Annotated in this window: 15 protein-coding genes; 8 read left to right on the top strand and 7 right to left on the bottom strand. The window is 43.5% G+C overall.

The window, feature by feature from the left end; genetic code table 11:
- Positions 1–759: 759 nt before the first annotated feature.
- Together NWE91_00175 and NWE91_00170 are read right to left on the bottom strand one after the other, a co-directional pair.
- The gene (locus tag NWE91_00175; GenBank protein MCW3984822.1) at positions 760–1,143 is read right to left on the bottom strand and encodes a hypothetical protein; all 384 of its coding nucleotides are present in this window, start codon (positions 1,141–1,143) and stop codon (positions 760–762) included.
- 334 nt (positions 1,144–1,477) lie between these two features.
- On the bottom strand, positions 1,478–2,128 hold the full coding sequence (locus NWE91_00170; GenBank protein MCW3984821.1) for a collagen-like protein: 651 nt from the start codon (positions 2,126–2,128) through the stop codon (positions 1,478–1,480).
- 544 nt (positions 2,129–2,672) lie between these two features.
- Between NWE91_00170 and NWE91_00165 the strand changes: the two genes are divergently transcribed.
- From NWE91_00165 to NWE91_00150, 4 genes are all read left to right on the top strand, one after another.
- Positions 2,673–4,364, top strand: coding sequence for a formylmethanofuran dehydrogenase subunit A (locus NWE91_00165; GenBank protein MCW3984820.1), 1,692 nt, complete (start codon positions 2,673–2,675; stop codon positions 4,362–4,364).
- Positions 4,365–4,367: 3 nt separating this feature from the next.
- Positions 4,368–5,189, top strand: coding sequence for a formylmethanofuran dehydrogenase subunit C (locus NWE91_00160; GenBank protein ID MCW3984819.1), 822 nt, complete (start codon positions 4,368–4,370; stop codon positions 5,187–5,189).
- 49 nt (positions 5,190–5,238) lie between these two features.
- Entirely contained in the window at positions 5,239–6,198 is a 960-nt protein-coding gene (mch, locus tag NWE91_00155; GenBank protein ID MCW3984818.1) for a methenyltetrahydromethanopterin cyclohydrolase, read from the top strand.
- A 148-nt stretch (positions 6,199–6,346) separates the two neighbouring features.
- Positions 6,347–7,303, top strand: a complete 957-nt coding sequence (locus NWE91_00150; protein MCW3984817.1) for a pyridoxal-phosphate dependent enzyme — start codon at positions 6,347–6,349, stop codon at positions 7,301–7,303.
- A 21-nt stretch (positions 7,304–7,324) separates the two neighbouring features.
- On the opposite strand, the gene NWE91_00145 is transcribed toward NWE91_00150, so the two are convergent.
- Positions 7,325–7,885 carry a class I SAM-dependent methyltransferase gene (locus NWE91_00145; protein ID MCW3984816.1) on the bottom strand — a complete coding sequence of 187 codons (561 nt, stop codon included), beginning with the start codon at positions 7,883–7,885 and terminating at the stop codon, positions 7,325–7,327.
- Positions 7,886–7,941: 56 nt separating this feature from the next.
- Between NWE91_00145 and nucS the strand changes: the two genes are divergently transcribed.
- From nucS to NWE91_00125, 4 genes are all read left to right on the top strand, one after another.
- Complete coding sequence (gene nucS / locus NWE91_00140) at positions 7,942–8,733, top strand: endonuclease NucS (protein ID MCW3984815.1); 792 nt, start codon at positions 7,942–7,944, stop codon at positions 8,731–8,733.
- Positions 8,734–8,781: 48 nt separating this feature from the next.
- Positions 8,782–9,984, top strand: a complete 1,203-nt coding sequence (locus tag NWE91_00135) for a Xaa-Pro peptidase family protein (GenBank protein MCW3984814.1) — start codon at positions 8,782–8,784, stop codon at positions 9,982–9,984.
- A 53-nt stretch (positions 9,985–10,037) separates the two neighbouring features.
- The gene (locus NWE91_00130; GenBank protein MCW3984813.1) at positions 10,038–10,382 is read left to right on the top strand and encodes a zinc ribbon domain-containing protein; all 345 of its coding nucleotides are present in this window, start codon (positions 10,038–10,040) and stop codon (positions 10,380–10,382) included.
- A 77-nt stretch (positions 10,383–10,459) separates the two neighbouring features.
- Positions 10,460–10,777: a zinc-ribbon domain-containing protein gene (locus NWE91_00125; protein ID MCW3984812.1), complete on the top strand. Its 318-nt coding sequence runs from the start codon at positions 10,460–10,462 to the stop codon at positions 10,775–10,777.
- A 13-nt stretch (positions 10,778–10,790) separates the two neighbouring features.
- On the opposite strand, the gene NWE91_00120 is transcribed toward NWE91_00125, so the two are convergent.
- The 4 genes from NWE91_00120 to NWE91_00105 all read right to left on the bottom strand — a co-directional run.
- Positions 10,791–12,143: an Nre family DNA repair protein gene (locus NWE91_00120; GenBank protein MCW3984811.1), complete on the bottom strand. Its 1,353-nt coding sequence runs from the start codon at positions 12,141–12,143 to the stop codon at positions 10,791–10,793.
- 86 nt (positions 12,144–12,229) lie between these two features.
- Positions 12,230–13,513 carry an asparagine--tRNA ligase gene (asnS, locus tag NWE91_00115; GenBank protein MCW3984810.1) on the bottom strand — a complete coding sequence of 428 codons (1,284 nt, stop codon included), beginning with the start codon at positions 13,511–13,513 and terminating at the stop codon, positions 12,230–12,232.
- Between the two features lie 57 nt (positions 13,514–13,570).
- A complete protein-coding gene (locus NWE91_00110; protein MCW3984809.1) occupies positions 13,571–14,434 on the bottom strand; it encodes a geranylgeranylglycerol-phosphate geranylgeranyltransferase in 864 nt (287 codons plus the stop codon).
- A 16-nt stretch (positions 14,435–14,450) separates the two neighbouring features.
- A partial coding sequence (locus NWE91_00105; GenBank protein MCW3984808.1) for a hypothetical protein occupies positions 14,451–14,924 on the bottom strand: 474 nt, incomplete at its 5' end.

The following is a 14,924-nucleotide window of genomic DNA, read 5'->3' as shown; positions in this document are numbered from 1 at the left end:
CGAAAAAGTCGAGTCGAATCTTTCATCTTGATATGTACACGGATGAAGTCAATGATTACAGATAGTCCACACAGAACCAAAAAAACTAATTATTTAACTCCCCTGCGCGCATTTTTTCTGATAGCTTTTTGCAGAAATTAAGTATGTTTAACAATGGAATCCTGTCAAATTGGAATGCGCGCGGTGAAATAAGCAGAGATGTAGATAAGTAGCTAAGGAAAGCTTCTCGACTCCTCAAGACATATCTCTGGAGGGATTATAAATGCTTAAGACGTTTTTAGCCTTGAGAAAGCTTTGAGCTGTGTATGATCTATGCATAAGGTTGATGTTGTATGGAGCATAAGACAATAAGTCTCTCAGACGAGGTGTACAAGAAACTAGCTTCTTTAAAGAGGGCGCACGCAACTCAACTTAAAGCTTGGCTTTGAGCGTAGCACATCTGCGGTATCAAAGTATTTTTTCATTTTTCTTGGTGCCTAATCTGTCTTTTTGCACAATTGAGCAGAATTCCTTCCTTAGAGTTTTGATTCTAGGATCTACGTCTACAGACTTGTGATATGCGCGCGCGCATGATATTTTCATAGTGCTTTCTGTCCTTGAATCTGCTAATTTCTAAGCACCAGTCATCATCAGTTTAAAGATTTCATAATCTATGCATCCATATCTAAGATAGATCTCTTTGGTTCTTCGCTGGATGTCGAGGTGTTGATCAATTTTATCGTTAGGTACTTTGTAGACATGAGTTTCGATGTACAGTTCTCAATCACCTCTCTTTTCGATGACCCAGATTTGGTTTCCTTCGATGTCTGCTAATCCCCCGTACAAGTATCCTTCTTCTTCGTCTATGGATGGACCGAACAGGATTTTTCCTCCTGCTTTCTTCACTTTATCAAACAACTCATTGATATCGTTCACTGAAAGCTGAATTATGACGGTGTTGTTTCTTGGAGTGGATGGTTTTACACCCATTTCCTTGGCTCTGGCAAATCCAAAGAGAATCTTGCTCGGGGCGCCTAATTCCATATATTCTTCTCCTTCCTCAACTCTAGTCTTAATCGCAAGATCAAATGTCTTTTCATACCACTCGGCAAGCTCTTCATAATTCTCCGCCAGAATCATAGGATTCAGTAAATTGATCTTCACGGTAACTCTCCCTTTATACCAGAATTGATGGCATGAAATTCACTTCAAGGTTGTATAAAACGCTTTAGCAACTATGAGCAAGAGATTCCTTCAGGAGCGTTTAGCACTTACTTTCGTCTTGTCGCGCGCGCTATGGCAAAGAAAAAGGAGGTTGGGTGATATCTCTCTTGTGGGGAGGGTTCAAATCCCAACCAATCAACCCAAAAAACGCTGACTCAACGCATACTGCTGAAATGTAGTGTATGAATAAAGGTATTGAATAATATCAATTACCGCTTCTTCATCAATTGCAAAAAAGGGAATGCGAGAAGCTTTTGGTAGCTCAACTGAAATTCTAAGCTAGGATTTCAGTGACGGTGAGTGTTCTTTCACGCAGTGTAGGAGATCCTGTTTCCACTAGAAACTGCACGTTTATTGTATGTACTCCTGCATCCAGTGAGTCTGTTAAGAATTCTATGTGACCTGGTATATTGTAGGTTCCGCTGGCTGGTGGTCCGATTGAACATATATATTTACTGCTATTAAGAACGCCATCGACAACGATTCTTACCCAAATTGATGCTGGTGGTTCTAGTGTGTGAGAAGTTGAGAATTGCACGAAGATTCTGGACTCCTGTTGACTGCTGACTACAATCTCCATTGATGAGTCCAAGTCAGAAATATTATACCATTGCGTTAAGTTAAGACCAGCAGTAATTATCTCAGTAGTGTTTCTCTTTTGGATTACTTGGAGAATTGCATCAGTTCCATTTATCCCTGGAATTCCTTGAGAACCATCCTCTCCCTGAATTCCTTGAGAACCATCCTCTCCTTGAATTCCTTGAGAACCAATCGCTCCTGTATCCCCTCTGTCACCTTTTTCACCTTGAGGACCAGTTGGACCTGGTTTTATAAAGAATTGAGCGCTCAGTATTCCTCCTATAAGACCTGCAAATAGTCCGACAATTAATGCTATGGCAAAAAGCTTCCATGTTCCATTTCTCATCTTTATAACCAATGTTCGTGTAAACGCGAGAACATAAAAGAATTGTGAATTCAAAATTCACATACACTCATTACAACGCACGCGCAGTCGCATAAGCGGTTGGTTGGTTGGGTTCGAATCCCACCCCCCGCACTTTCTAGTGAACCCCGCGCCCGTTAACAACGCGCCCTGATCACTCGTCTAGGTAGGCTTTACCTTTGAAATCCGCTGCTGGGTATTTCATTTTGTTTTGCTCGATTTTATTCAAGACTGCAGTGGTCAAATCAATGTCTATAGCGTTTGCCATACTCAAGCAGTAGAGAACAAATAAATAGACCTTGAAAAGAATAAACTGTCTGGTGTGCGACGCCAATAGATGAACTGAAACAGTCTTGAAGCTAAATAGAAATCAATGTGGCATAAAATGCTGGAGAGAAACTAGCTTGCAGGATGGAAGAAGTGAACCAGCCCGTTTTTCATATATGCATAGACCATGTCCATCCAGCTCCACAGAGAATTTTGCGGCAAGCTAGATGCGTAAAGCGACTGAGGAGAAAAGCATAGAATGAAAGGACTCTTAATCAAGAACGGTTTTGTCTACGATCCGTTGAACAATATCGATGGAGAAAAAATGGATATTGCTGTTTATAATGGCAAGATTGTGGAGAAATCGGAAAACGCTAAGGTGATTGATGCTTCTGGAATGGTTGTGATGCCTGGCGGCGTAGACATGCACTCTCACATTGCGGGCGCTAAAGTAAACCTAGGCAGATTACTACGGCCAGAAGACCACTACAAAGATGTGGAGCCTAAAACAACTCAAACGCGGTCAGGAGTTGGCTATTCAATTCCCTCAACTTTTACAACGGGCTATCGTTACGCAAGAATGGGGTGGACTACTGTAATGGACCCGGCAATGCCTCCACTAAAAGCTAAACACACACATGAAGAATTGAATGACACACCCATGATAGACAAAGGCTCATATCCTCTCTTAGGCAGCAACTGGTTCGTGTTAGAACATCTGAGAGCAAAGGAGTATGAGGAATGCGCTGCCTACGTAGCTTGGATGATGAACGCCACCAAAGGATACGCCATCAAAATCGTTAACCCTGGAGGACTCGAAGCGTGGGGCTTTGGCAGGAATGTCCGCGACATTGATGATACTGTGCCAAACTTTGACATAACTCCACGCGAAATCATCCAAGGCTTGTGCAAAGTGAATAAACTTCTCAACATGCCACACACCATACATGTGCACACAAACAATCTCGGAAAACCAGGCAACTACCTCACAACCTTAGAAACCATGAAATGCGTTGAGAACTTGGCAACCGACGAAAAGCCTGTAATTCACTTAACTCATTGTCAGTTCAGCTCCTTTGCAGGCGAAAACTGGCGCACTTTCAAATCTGCTTCAGAAGAAATCTCTAAATACGTAAATTCTCACCGACACGTCACTATAGACATGGGACAAATCATTTTCACAAACACGACAACAATGACAGCTGACGGCCCATTCCAGTTCATTCTCTACCAAATGACTGGCAACAAATGGGTAAACAACGATGTAGAGGCTGAAACTACCTCTGGAATAGTGCCATTCCATTACAAACGAAAAAGTTACGTTCACGCCACTCAATGGACAATAGGGCTAGAACTTGCCCTTCAAATAAAAGACCCATGGAAAGTATTCCTAACGACAGATCACCCCAACGCTGGACCATTCACGGCATATCCGAAGGTTATATCATGGCTCATGAGCCAAAAAGCAAGAATTGCAATTATGGAAAAAATAAGCAAGAGGGCAAGACGTAGAGCTCTGCTCCCTGCAATAGACAGAGAATACACGCTCTACGAAATTGCAGTAGTTACCAGGGCTGGTCAGGCTAAGGCTCTGGGCTTGAAGAACAAGGGGCATCTAGGGGTTGGGGCTGACGCAGACATAACTATCTATGATATGGATCCAGAAAAAACGAATCTGCCGAAGCATCCTAAACGAATTAGACGTGCCTTCAAAAGCGCTGCTTACACTATAAAAGGTGGAGAAGTTGTAGTGAAAAACGGAGAAATCGTCAAATCCGTTAGCGGGAAAACGTATTGGGTTAATGTAAAGGCTTCTCCAAGCCTTTTAGAGCTTGAGCCGGAGCTTCAGAAAGTCTTCGAGGAATATTATACGGTTAAATATGAAAACTATCTCGTGCCAGAGCATCACTTAGCAGCTGCAGCCCCAATTCCGATACAAGCAAAGGTGTAAAAAATGGCTATAACGCTGCGACTAAAAAAGGAGCTAAAAGTACCAATTAGCGGAAAATGTCTCTCCCCAAACATCTTTGCTGGAAAGTCATTAGAGGAAATAGCGAAGCTTCAGCTTTGGGAAGGAAACCGCAAACGAAGAATAAACGATGTTTTTGAGATAGAAGGAAACTGCGGGAAAACGCCTAGTGACGTAACCATCCGTCTCATTGGGAATCTGTCTAAGGTTCACAGAATAGGTGTAGGTATGACTGACGGCGAAGTAAAAGTTCAAGGAGACGTTGGAATGCATCTTGGCGAAGAGATGAAAGGCGGAAAAATCACAGTAGAAGGCAACGCTGATTCTTGGGTTGGTTCTGCAATGAAAGGTGGAACAATTGAAGTGAAAAAAGACGCAGGAGACTACATCGGCGGAGCCTATCGAGGAAGCACCAAAGGCATGCAAGGTGGAACAATCATTATACGCGGAAATGCCGGAACAGAAGTCGGGTGCTACATGAGGAAAGGCTTAATCAAAGTCTACGGTGATGTCGATCAATTTGTAGGCATTCGCATGAGAAAGGGAAACATAATTGTTCACGGCAACGCCAAAGAAAGAGCTGGAGCATTCATGATAGGCGGAAAAATAATCTTATGCAGCTCCGTTGCATCTGTTCTACCTACATTTACAATCGACAGCATAAAGAGCAAAGCAAAAGCAGAAGAAGAAAAAATCAAAGGCCCCTTTTACCTGTTTATCGGCGACCTCACTGAACATGGAAACGGAAAGCTCTATGTATCAAAAAACAAAAACGAACATCTAAAAAACTGCGAAGAAATACTCTGACAAACCAATGCGTTCGATTTATATTCACATCTGAAGGAACTAGTCACCCATGTTGAGCGTAAACCAAAAAGCCTATGAACTAGTTCAGACGTTGTGCGAGGAATCTGCCGAATACTGCGTATCAGTCAAAAAAACAAAGCCAGGAACAACATTAATTGACGCAGGAATACATTCAAAGGGCGGCTTCAACGCAGGCAAAACGATCACAGAAATCTGCATGGGCGGTCTTGGCGAAGCACGCATATTTTCGAAACGCTACGACAACTTTGAACTTCCCGCAATATTCGTCCAAACCGACAACCCCGCAGTAGCCACTTTAGGTTCCCAATTCGCAGGATGGCAAATAAAATCTGGCGATTTCTTCGCAATAGGTTCTGGTCCAGCCCGCGCATTAGCTTTGAAGCCTCACGACATTTTTGACAAGATAAAATATGAGGATAAAGCAGACGTTGCAGTGATAGTTCTAGAAACCAGCAAAGAGCCCTCGGAATCACTCATTAAAGAATTATCTTCTGAATGTAAAGTTGCACCCAACCAGCTATACATTATCCTAGTTCCCACAACAAGTGCAGCAGGGTCAACACAAATTTCTGGGAGAATTGTAGAGACAGGTGTACACAAGCTGTTCAAGTTGGGAGTTGATCCATTATCTATTCAGCATGCATGGGGATATGCACCTATCGCTCCAGTTGGTCCGAAATTTACAGAAGCCATGGGAAAAACGAACGACGCAATTCTATATGGCGGCGTTAGCTACTACGCGTTAAAACACAAAAATGATGAGAAACTAAAGGCTCTATTAGAGAAGGCTCCTTCATCAGCCTCCAAACAATATGGCAAACCATTTAAAGAAATCTTCAAAGAAGCCAACTACGACTTCTACCAAATCGATCCAAACCTTTTCGCCCCTGCAAAGTTCATCGTGAACAATGTTACAACGGGCAATGTTTTCCAAGTTGGAGAAGTCAATGTGAAGGTACTTAAACAATCGCTGGGTTTGTTGCGTTAGAACAAAGCCTATGATATGTGTCCCTTCCAGATTGGACTCTCTGCTTAACGCTTAGAATGGGCTTTTAATAGATGGAAATATGAGAAAACACACATGGGACACACACATTAACTTTTTTAGCTGTTGTGATGATTCTTCCTCGGTCTAAATGTTCAAAGAAGTAGAGGAAGCCTACAAGCGACTAAAAGGAGTTGTCAATCTTACTCCAGTAATGACTTCCTCGACCCTTGATACAATAACCGGTAGTTACTGTTTCTTGAAGTGTGAGAATTTCCAGAAAACTGGGGCTTTCAAATTCAGAGGTGCCTACAATGCCCTGTCACAACTATCTCTAGAACAGAAGAAGAAAGGAGTAATAACGCACTCTTCTGGGAATCATGCACAGGCACTCGCCTTAGCTGCTAAACTTCTGCGAATTAGAGCAGTTGTTGTTATGCCTAGAAATGCTTCTCAAGTGAAAGTGACTGCAACAAAAGGCTATGGGGCGGAAATAATTACTTGCGGTCCTCATCCAACTGACAGAGAAAGGGCCGTTGAACCACTAATCGAAAAACATGGCTACACTCTCATACATCCATCTGATGATCTTGATATTATTGCTGGCGCTGGGACCGCTGCTTATGAATTAGTCAGGGAAATAGGTAGACTCGATTATGTTTTCTGTCCTGTTGGCGGTGGTGGATTGCTGAGCGGAACGGCAGTTGCAACCAAAGGCCTGCTTCCGTCAGCTAAAGTTATTGGCGTTGAACCCGAAAACGCGGATGACGCATATCAGTCATTCAAAGCTGGGAAAATCATACCAGTTGAGAATCCAGACACGATAGCGGATGGTTTAAGAAGCTCTCTTGGAAGCAACACTTTCAGAATAATAAGAGAGAATGTTGATCAGATAATTACGGTTTCAGAACAAGAGATTGTTGGCGCAATGCAGTTCATTTGGGAAAGAATGAAACTGGTGGTTGAACCTTCTGGAGCAGTTTCACTGGCAGGAGTGTTATCGAGGCAAATAGAGTTGGAGTCCAAAAGAGTGGGGATAATAATCAGTGGAGGAAACATTGATTTAACTGATTTCTTTGTTAGAATTCGACAAAACCTAAGGTCCTAGGTTTACGCCCTTGGGCAAATCTTAGTTACGCTTATTGCATGGTGCAATGTGACATTTCAGATTGGGACCCGTCTTCAATAATTTAGGCTTTAAATCTGCTTCTTCTAAAAGCTTTAGAAAGGAATGTTCAGTGAAACGCTTTTTCAACGCTGTAACGATTATGGTAGCGTTGGGCTTTGTGATGCGTTTTACTTCTTGAAGGGTATGACGTGGGTTAGGCATGTTTTGCAGCAAGGTTATGGCAAAAGCCATATCAAAGTAGTTGTTACGGAAAGGAGTGTTGTCTGCGTCGGCCAAAACGAAATGAACATTCGCTGAACGCTTTATGGAGAATTTTGCCTCTCCTAGCATACCCTTAGATATGTCTAAACCAACAACGTTTTCCGCCATTTTTCGTATTCTCGGAAGAAGTAGCCCGGTTCCGCAGCCCATGTCGAGAATCGAACCTTGTTTCTCAAGGTCCAGGTTTTCTACAGCAGCCTTAATCTTAAGATTCTGCTCCTCTGTATAGCGGAGGTTATAGAGGCTTGCAGTGCGATTGTAATAGTGTATGTGTTGGAGTTTTTGCTTCCACTCAGTCATTTAATATCAGAAGTCTTATGTAAAAAGAGTTTTACTAAAACTTGTTGGCGAATACAGTGGTTAGTCGAAAGCACGCTCTCGTTCTTGAGAATCCAAGAATTGATGAAGAAACACAGAGGTCGATAAAGGAAGCACTTGCTCAACGTAAACTCTTGCTTTTGGTTGGAAACTGCTGGGTTAACTATAAAGGGCGAGCCAGTAGCAAGCTTGAACCTGGAGAACGTATTGTCATAATAAAGGAAGATGGCTCTGTTTTAGTTCACCGCCCATGCGGTTATGAGGCTGTAAACTGGCAACCACCTGGATGCATTTTTCAATCGCATGTTAAAGATGGTGTCTTGCAGATTACGGCTGTACGTCGCAAGCCTGCAGAATCTCTACGCATATACTTTGACCGCATCTACTTACTTTCAACACTGAAGCTAAAAGACACAGGCGAGTTTTCGCTTCATGCAAGCGAGGAAGACATGCAGAAGGCAGTTCTACTGAAGCCCTCAATCATAGAAGAAGGATTTAAGCCAATTAGCTTTGAGAAGAAAGTTGAGCCTGGCTTTGTGGATGTTTACGGAATAGATGGCGAAGGCAAATTAGTTGTTGTGGAGATTAAACGGAAAACTGCTGGACGGAATGCTGCGCTGCAACTGTCCAGATACGTGAAGGCTGTGCAAGGCATAGTCAACCGGGAAGTGAGAGGAATACTTGCAGCTCCAAACATTGCAAAGGGAACACAGACGATACTAGTAACACTCGGGCTAACCTTTAAGCCCTTAGACCCAAGAAAATGCGCTGAAATCCTTCATAAATCACAAACACGCAAGCTTGCTGACTTCTTCGAGGGTGCTGAATAGTCGTAAACTCTTTATGTGCTCACTCAAAAGGTGTTTAAGGAGAGTCAAATGGTAAGGTTAACCATAAGTGAAAACGGGCACAAAAGACGAATAGAACGCGTTAAAGAAACGCTTTCCAAAAGAAAACTTGATGCCCTCTACCTTACAAGTGGTGTCAGCTTTTTCTACTTAACGGGTTATTCCTACATCGCCACTGAACGCCCAGCAGCACTGGTCATTCCACTGAACGGCGAAATCACCTTTATGGGACCGCTACTGGAAACTGACCACATTCCATTAAAAACACGTCTCGTAAAAAGCATCAAAACCTACCCAGACTACCCAGGAAAGAAGCATCCCATTGACCATTTCGTCCAATTCATGAAAGACATAGGCTTAGCAAGAAAACGAATAGGCACTGACAACATGGCAGGTGCTGCGGGAATTTGGGGATATAGTGGGCCTCCAATTACTGAGAAGCTGCCAAAAGCCAAGTTTATCCTTGCTAAAGACATTATTGAAAGCATGCGCTTGATAAAATCCAAAGAAGAAATCGAACTCATCCGAGAAAGCGCAAAATGGGCAAACCTAGCACATTCACTGCTGCAAGAATACACTATGCCAGGGTTATGGGACTTTGACGTGGCTATAGCTGCCAGCCATGAAGCGTCAGTGATCATGAAAAAAGCTCTCGGACCAAACTATGTGCCTCAACGTTGGGGGAGGTTCCCAGCGGGCGCAGGCTTTCGAGGGCAGGTTGGCGAAATGTCTGCTATTCCCCACTCGATAGCAACAAAGCGACCTATGAAAGACGGCGACGTACTTGTAACGGGAGCCGGAGCAGAAATAGGCGGCTACAGCTGTGAACTTGAGCGTACTATGATACTGGGCGAACCAACCTTGAAACAACAGAAATACTTCGAAATCATGTTGAAGGCGCAAGAAGCAGCCTTTAAAGCCTTAAGACCATGCGTAAAATGCAGCAGCGTAGACAAAGCGACATCGAAAGTTTTTAAGAAAGCTGGCTTGGGTAGACTGATGAGACATCATACTGGTCACGGCTTGGGGTTAGAGGGACATGAACTGCCATGGTTAGACATTGGAAACGAAGTAGTACTAAAGCCAGGGATGATTGTAAGTTGCGAGCCAGGCATTTACGAACCCGGTTATGGCGGCTTTAGACATTCCGACACAGTTCTAATCACTGAAGACAGCACAGAAATGATTACCTATTACCCAAGAGATTTAGAATCCTTGACAATTCCAACCTAACTCGCATTTGAGAATCATTTCGCACTGTGTCAAAACAGAGGAACAGGTTAACGTTGAGCAAGAAGAAAAAAGAACTACAAGAAAAAATCTCCGAGGCAGATCGCTTCAAGAGGATAGCGTTATTAGGTTTGATCATAGGCATAGTCCTAATTGTCCTAGGATTATTAATGTTTGAACCACTCTTCGTACCAGGGTTCACGATTTTCATAATTTGCACGAGCGTAACCTCTTTCCTCGCTACTCTGAAGTGGCAATATGCAAGGGCTCTAAAAACGGAGACGAAGAAAAAAGAGAAGCCTCCTCCAATAAACGTATGTCCTCGGTGCGGCACAAAAGTGGAAAAAAGCTTGAAATACTGTTCGAAATGTGGAAAGAAGATACAAACCAAAAAGCACTAACGAAACTTAGAAAGCAACTCTTATAGGATATACGTTTAAATTCTTCTATTCCATTCTTGACTTAGGTGATATTCAAAGTGTTTTGCTCAAATTGTGGCAAAGAGCTACCTGAAAACGCATATTTCTGCCCCAAATGCGGCGTGAGAACTAGAAAGGGCGTAGAAGCAGGCATTTCCACTCCATGGGAAGAGTTGAGAGAAGCCTTTTCTAGAATGGGAGAAGAGATAGAGAAAGCATTTTCGACAGCTGGCAAAGAAATGGAGAAAGCCTTCAAAACAGCAAAAGAAAAGATTAAGGAAGCAACCACCAGAGAACCAGTTGTCTGCTCCGATTGCGGAGAAGAGAATCGTGCTGATGCCATGTTCTGTTACAAGTGCGGCAAAAAGCTCGAGTAGAACATGAAAGTGTCTAAGCGTATTGCGTTATCTTCCTCTGAATCTTAGCATTCATAATTAGCTTACTCCTGTCGATCCACCGTTGTATTGGAATGTTGAATCTGCTTGAAATCCTCTGCAGCGCCTGCTCTAAAGTGGCAAACTTCAGTGGTCGCTGTCGCATAGCATTCCGCACATTCTCCCGCACCTGCCACACGCCCACAGGCATAATATAGCCAGGTCTCGCTTCTCGCAACACAATAACGGTTGCCTGACGACGTTCTTTCATTAAATATTCGCACACAGCCAACCTAGCCGCGTAGTAACATCCTCCAATGTCCGCATAGGTGGTTCGTCCATCAAAGCCCTCCCAATCCCCATACATCACAACATATTTGCCACTAGGATTCCAAACGGTGCCCGGATACCAAGCCTCAATGGCTTCGTAGCTCCAAACATCAGGCATCATCAAAACTTCAAACTGGTTATCCAAATAAGAAGACTCGAAGAGATGATACTCGTCAATTAATGGAAATGTCTTCACCTTATTCATTAACTCTTTGGAGATCATGCTGTCAACTGCTGTTATGCTCCAACGTGTCGGCACCAAACGTCTCTGCTTTTCAACTCCGAAAGCTCCGACGCTGAAAGCTCTTTGAATCCTTGTCACCATCACATTCTTGTCGTAGAGCTCTAAAACAGCTGGTTTGGCTTTTAAATCCGTGTCATAATATGCCTTTTCAACATGGTGATCCCAACGTGCTGAATCCACTCGCAAATCTCTGATTGGCGCGGATGGCCCAAAAGGCTGAACGTCGTCGTTTAATACTAGAAAGCCGCGTGGTCGCTTTTTCAAAGCCAGTTCTACATCAGTTGCTGCAGAGGCTAAAGCTAACTCGCGAGTCAGATCCATAATTTTGCCTGCTTCTTTAATGCGACGAACGTGAACTCGGTATTTTCCCCGGATGAGCATGGAGCGGAAGCTAACTATTTCGTCAATTGTTTTGCCAAACCATAACTCTGGCGAATCATAGAGGCTTGTGTCTTCGTGAATTGGTGGCACCATGGGACCTGCATAAACGTAGGGATATCCAACGCGCCCTACAAAAACGCTGGGTGGCGAAGATCCATCGATGTCCAAACTTTTGATAAGCGGCATCGCTCGAATGAAAGAATTTACGCGAACCATGACTGGGCAACGAGTTTTGCCACACAACATTCGTGAGCCCTTGCATGCTACGCACAAACTAGCATCGGTCTGCCTTGTGGTCCACACATCTCTATTGTTATTAAGCTCATTGAGGCTTTGGTCATCAAGAACATCTAATATCCAAGGATTAGCTTTACCCACGACATGCTTCTTTGCTTTGCCGAATCGACGTTTCACATTCAAGCACTCAAACTAAGAGTGAAGATAGGCTGCTTAAAAACAAAGTTGAAACAGATTTGCTAATTCTAGCATGCGCATGCCAGCTAGGGATAGCTTCTCCGCAAGGTTCGTGGAAATGGAATGGTATCTATGATGTTGTCCAAGTCAAGCATCCACATAAGCAGTCGTTCTACACCTAATCCAAATCCTGCATGGGGAACTGTGCCATATCTTCGCATATCAATGTACCAGTCGTAATCTTCCACTTGCAAGCCTAGCTCCTTAACCCTTCTAATCAACTCGTCCTTGTCATCTTCTCTGGCACCACCCGTTGTCAACTCCCCTATTCTAGGCACCAGCATGTCCACAGACATAGCTATTTCCGGCTTGTCTCTGTAAGTTTTGCAGTAAAACGCCTTTATCTTCTTTGGATAGTCATGGACGAAGAAGGGGCCCTTAAAATCTTCAGCCAACGCCTTCTCTTCATCATAGCCCAGGTCTTCACCCCACTTTATGTCTAAACCTTTTTTTCGCAGTTTTTCAATTGCCTCTTTATAGGTTATTCTTGGGAAAGGCGGCTTGATCTTCAATAGTTTTTTCGGGTCAACCCCCAGCTCTTGCAGCTCTCGCTTGCAATGTTTTGCCACTTTTCGGCAGATGTAGCTTACGAGTTCTTCTTCAATCCGCATGACATCATCCATGTCAGCAAATGCCCACTCTGGTTCTACATGCCAGTATTCGCAAAGATGACGAATTGTTCTGCTTTTCTCTGCTCTAAAAGAGGGTGCACATGTGTAAACCTTCTCTAAGGAGTGGATAAGAATCTCCGAATACAGCTGGGCACTCTGTGTCAAGAATAGGTTTCGGTCGAAGTATTTTGTTTCAAATAGAGTGGCGCCGCCTTCGCATGCGCTGGTTATGAACATGGGCGGGGAGATTTCTATGAAGCCTTTCTCTCTGAAGAACTTGTGCGTAAGCCACAAGACTTCGCTTCTTACTCTCATGATAAGATTCATTTTTCTGCTGCGTAGCCACAGATGCCTAACGTCTCGGAGAAACTCTTCGCTCTGATCCTTAGCAATTGGGAATGTTTCAGCCAAACCAATAATTGTTATTTCATTTGTAGAGATCTCGTATCCGCCGGGTGCCCGCTTGTCTTTTTTTACTGTTCCGCTGAGCGTGGTGGAGGATTCGATAGTTATTTTTTCTGCCTCATTCCAAGCTTGCGTTCCCTCCTTGACAGTGGACTGTATTATTCCAGTTGCGTCGCGTATTAGTAGAAAGATGGTTTTTTTGCTTTCTCGTTTTCTGTAGACCCACCCTCGAATGCTAACTTGTTCGCTCTCGTGCTTGCCCGCAAGGACGTTTTGGATTGGTGTGAAGGACATGGTTATCCCTCTCCTCTTTCATAGTTCTAACCTAAATATTTACAGTCTTGGCATTCTTCAACCTGGACTTCCAGCGATAAACGCCAGCAATCCGCTTAAGAACCAAAATAGGTTTCGATTCTTAATTCTCCTGGCGTTTTCTCTTGAGGGATTCGAGAGAAGTAGAATAGATGTTAAAATTAGTCCCATGTCTGTCCAGAATATAAACGGGAGAAACCAGAAAGAAACAATTCCTAAAATCCATGGCAAAGGAGTTATGGAGACGGCGGAGAGATAGAACATAGCAGCGATAGCCGCTGCCTTTCGATCTCCATACAACACCGCAATCGTTCTTATGTTCGCCTCTTTGTCGCCCTGAACATCTACGATTCCCTTCGTAATTTCACGCCCCGTGTTTGAAAGAAAAACCATAGCAACAAAAAGACCAGTCGTCATCAAGAAGCCCTTTCCAACCACAAAGCCTCCATACACAAAGGGTACTGCAACGCAAGCGCTGACCAGCAAGTTTCCAGGGAAACCAGTGCTTTTCCCTTTTGTCACGTATATAATAACAATAACCCAAGAAACAAAAGCTATGGCAAAGCATTGCCAATTCGGAGATAGCCCTGTTAACAAAGCTGCTGTAAGACCAATAAACGTTAAAAATGAAGCAAACACTAAAGCCCCGTTCGGGCTGACTGCACCACTTGGAATCGGTCGTTCAGGTTCATTAACTGCATCGATTTTCCTGTCATAATAATCATTTATCGCCATGGCTGCACCAGTCAATAAAAAGCCAGTTACAAAGCCAAGCAACAAGCTATGGGGCTGTTGGGAGAGAACTTCTTTTTCGGCTAGAGCAACGCCAACAATCACTGCAAAACCCATCATTACACAGTTGACAGGTCGAATCAACCTAACGAAAGCATTTGCCTTACTCATAATCGCCACAGCTTGTTTATTTGCGGAGTTTGATTAAAAATGGTGCGATTGAAGTAATTATATTTGTCACTATGATGACGTTTGTGGCTATGACAGGGTAAAGATAGGCATAAGACAAAGTTGGGCTCAACTCTCTGTAAAGCAGAATACTTAGGGTGGCGTTCGCCAATCCTATCCCGCACATAAAAGTCATGAAACGGCGATACTGAAACATATCGCTTCTCCACGTTGCAACAGTAGTAGCGACGTGACGAAACACTAAATTCACTGCAACAATCAAGACGGCTATAAGAATACCAAGCCAAATGGGAAATTCGCCTCTACCGACTCCATAGATGAGTCCGAGAAAAACAAAAAAGAAAGCCCGTATCAGAAACGAAAGCTCTCCTCGAGTACGCTTCATGAAGCTTTTAATTTCACTCAAATAGCCCAAGTCTAATCTGACTCTTAACGTCTTGAAAATTTCCCTATAATTCCCCAGCATGAGACC

This window comes from Candidatus Bathyarchaeota archaeon, from assembly GCA_026014805.1.
Taxonomy (GTDB): Archaea; Thermoproteota; Bathyarchaeia; order Bathyarchaeales; family SOJC01; genus JAGLZW01.
The sequence above is the reverse complement of the archived record's forward strand: the minus strand, read 5'-3'. Positions and strand labels throughout refer to the sequence as shown.

Coding starts and splice junctions, on each gene's coding strand:
- NWE91_00145 (MCW3984816.1), bottom strand. CDS start 7,885: ATGACTGAGTGGAAGCAAAAACTCCAACACATACACTATTACAATCGC.
- mch (MCW3984818.1), top strand. CDS start 5,239: ATGTTGAGCGTAAACCAAAAAGCCTATGAACTAGTTCAGACGTTGTGC.
- NWE91_00110 (MCW3984809.1), bottom strand. CDS start 14,434: ATGAGTAAGGCAAATGCTTTCGTTAGGTTGATTCGACCTGTCAACTGT.
- NWE91_00150 (MCW3984817.1), top strand. CDS start 6,347: ATGTTCAAAGAAGTAGAGGAAGCCTACAAGCGACTAAAAGGAGTTGTC.
- NWE91_00165 (MCW3984820.1), top strand. CDS start 2,673: ATGAAAGGACTCTTAATCAAGAACGGTTTTGTCTACGATCCGTTGAAC.
- NWE91_00170 (MCW3984821.1), bottom strand. CDS start 2,128: ATGAGAAATGGAACATGGAAGCTTTTTGCCATAGCATTAATTGTCGGA.
- asnS (MCW3984810.1), bottom strand. CDS start 13,513: ATGTCCTTCACACCAATCCAAAACGTCCTTGCGGGCAAGCACGAGAGC.
- NWE91_00160 (MCW3984819.1), top strand. CDS start 4,368: ATGGCTATAACGCTGCGACTAAAAAAGGAGCTAAAAGTACCAATTAGC.
- NWE91_00135 (MCW3984814.1), top strand. CDS start 8,782: ATGGTAAGGTTAACCATAAGTGAAAACGGGCACAAAAGACGAATAGAA.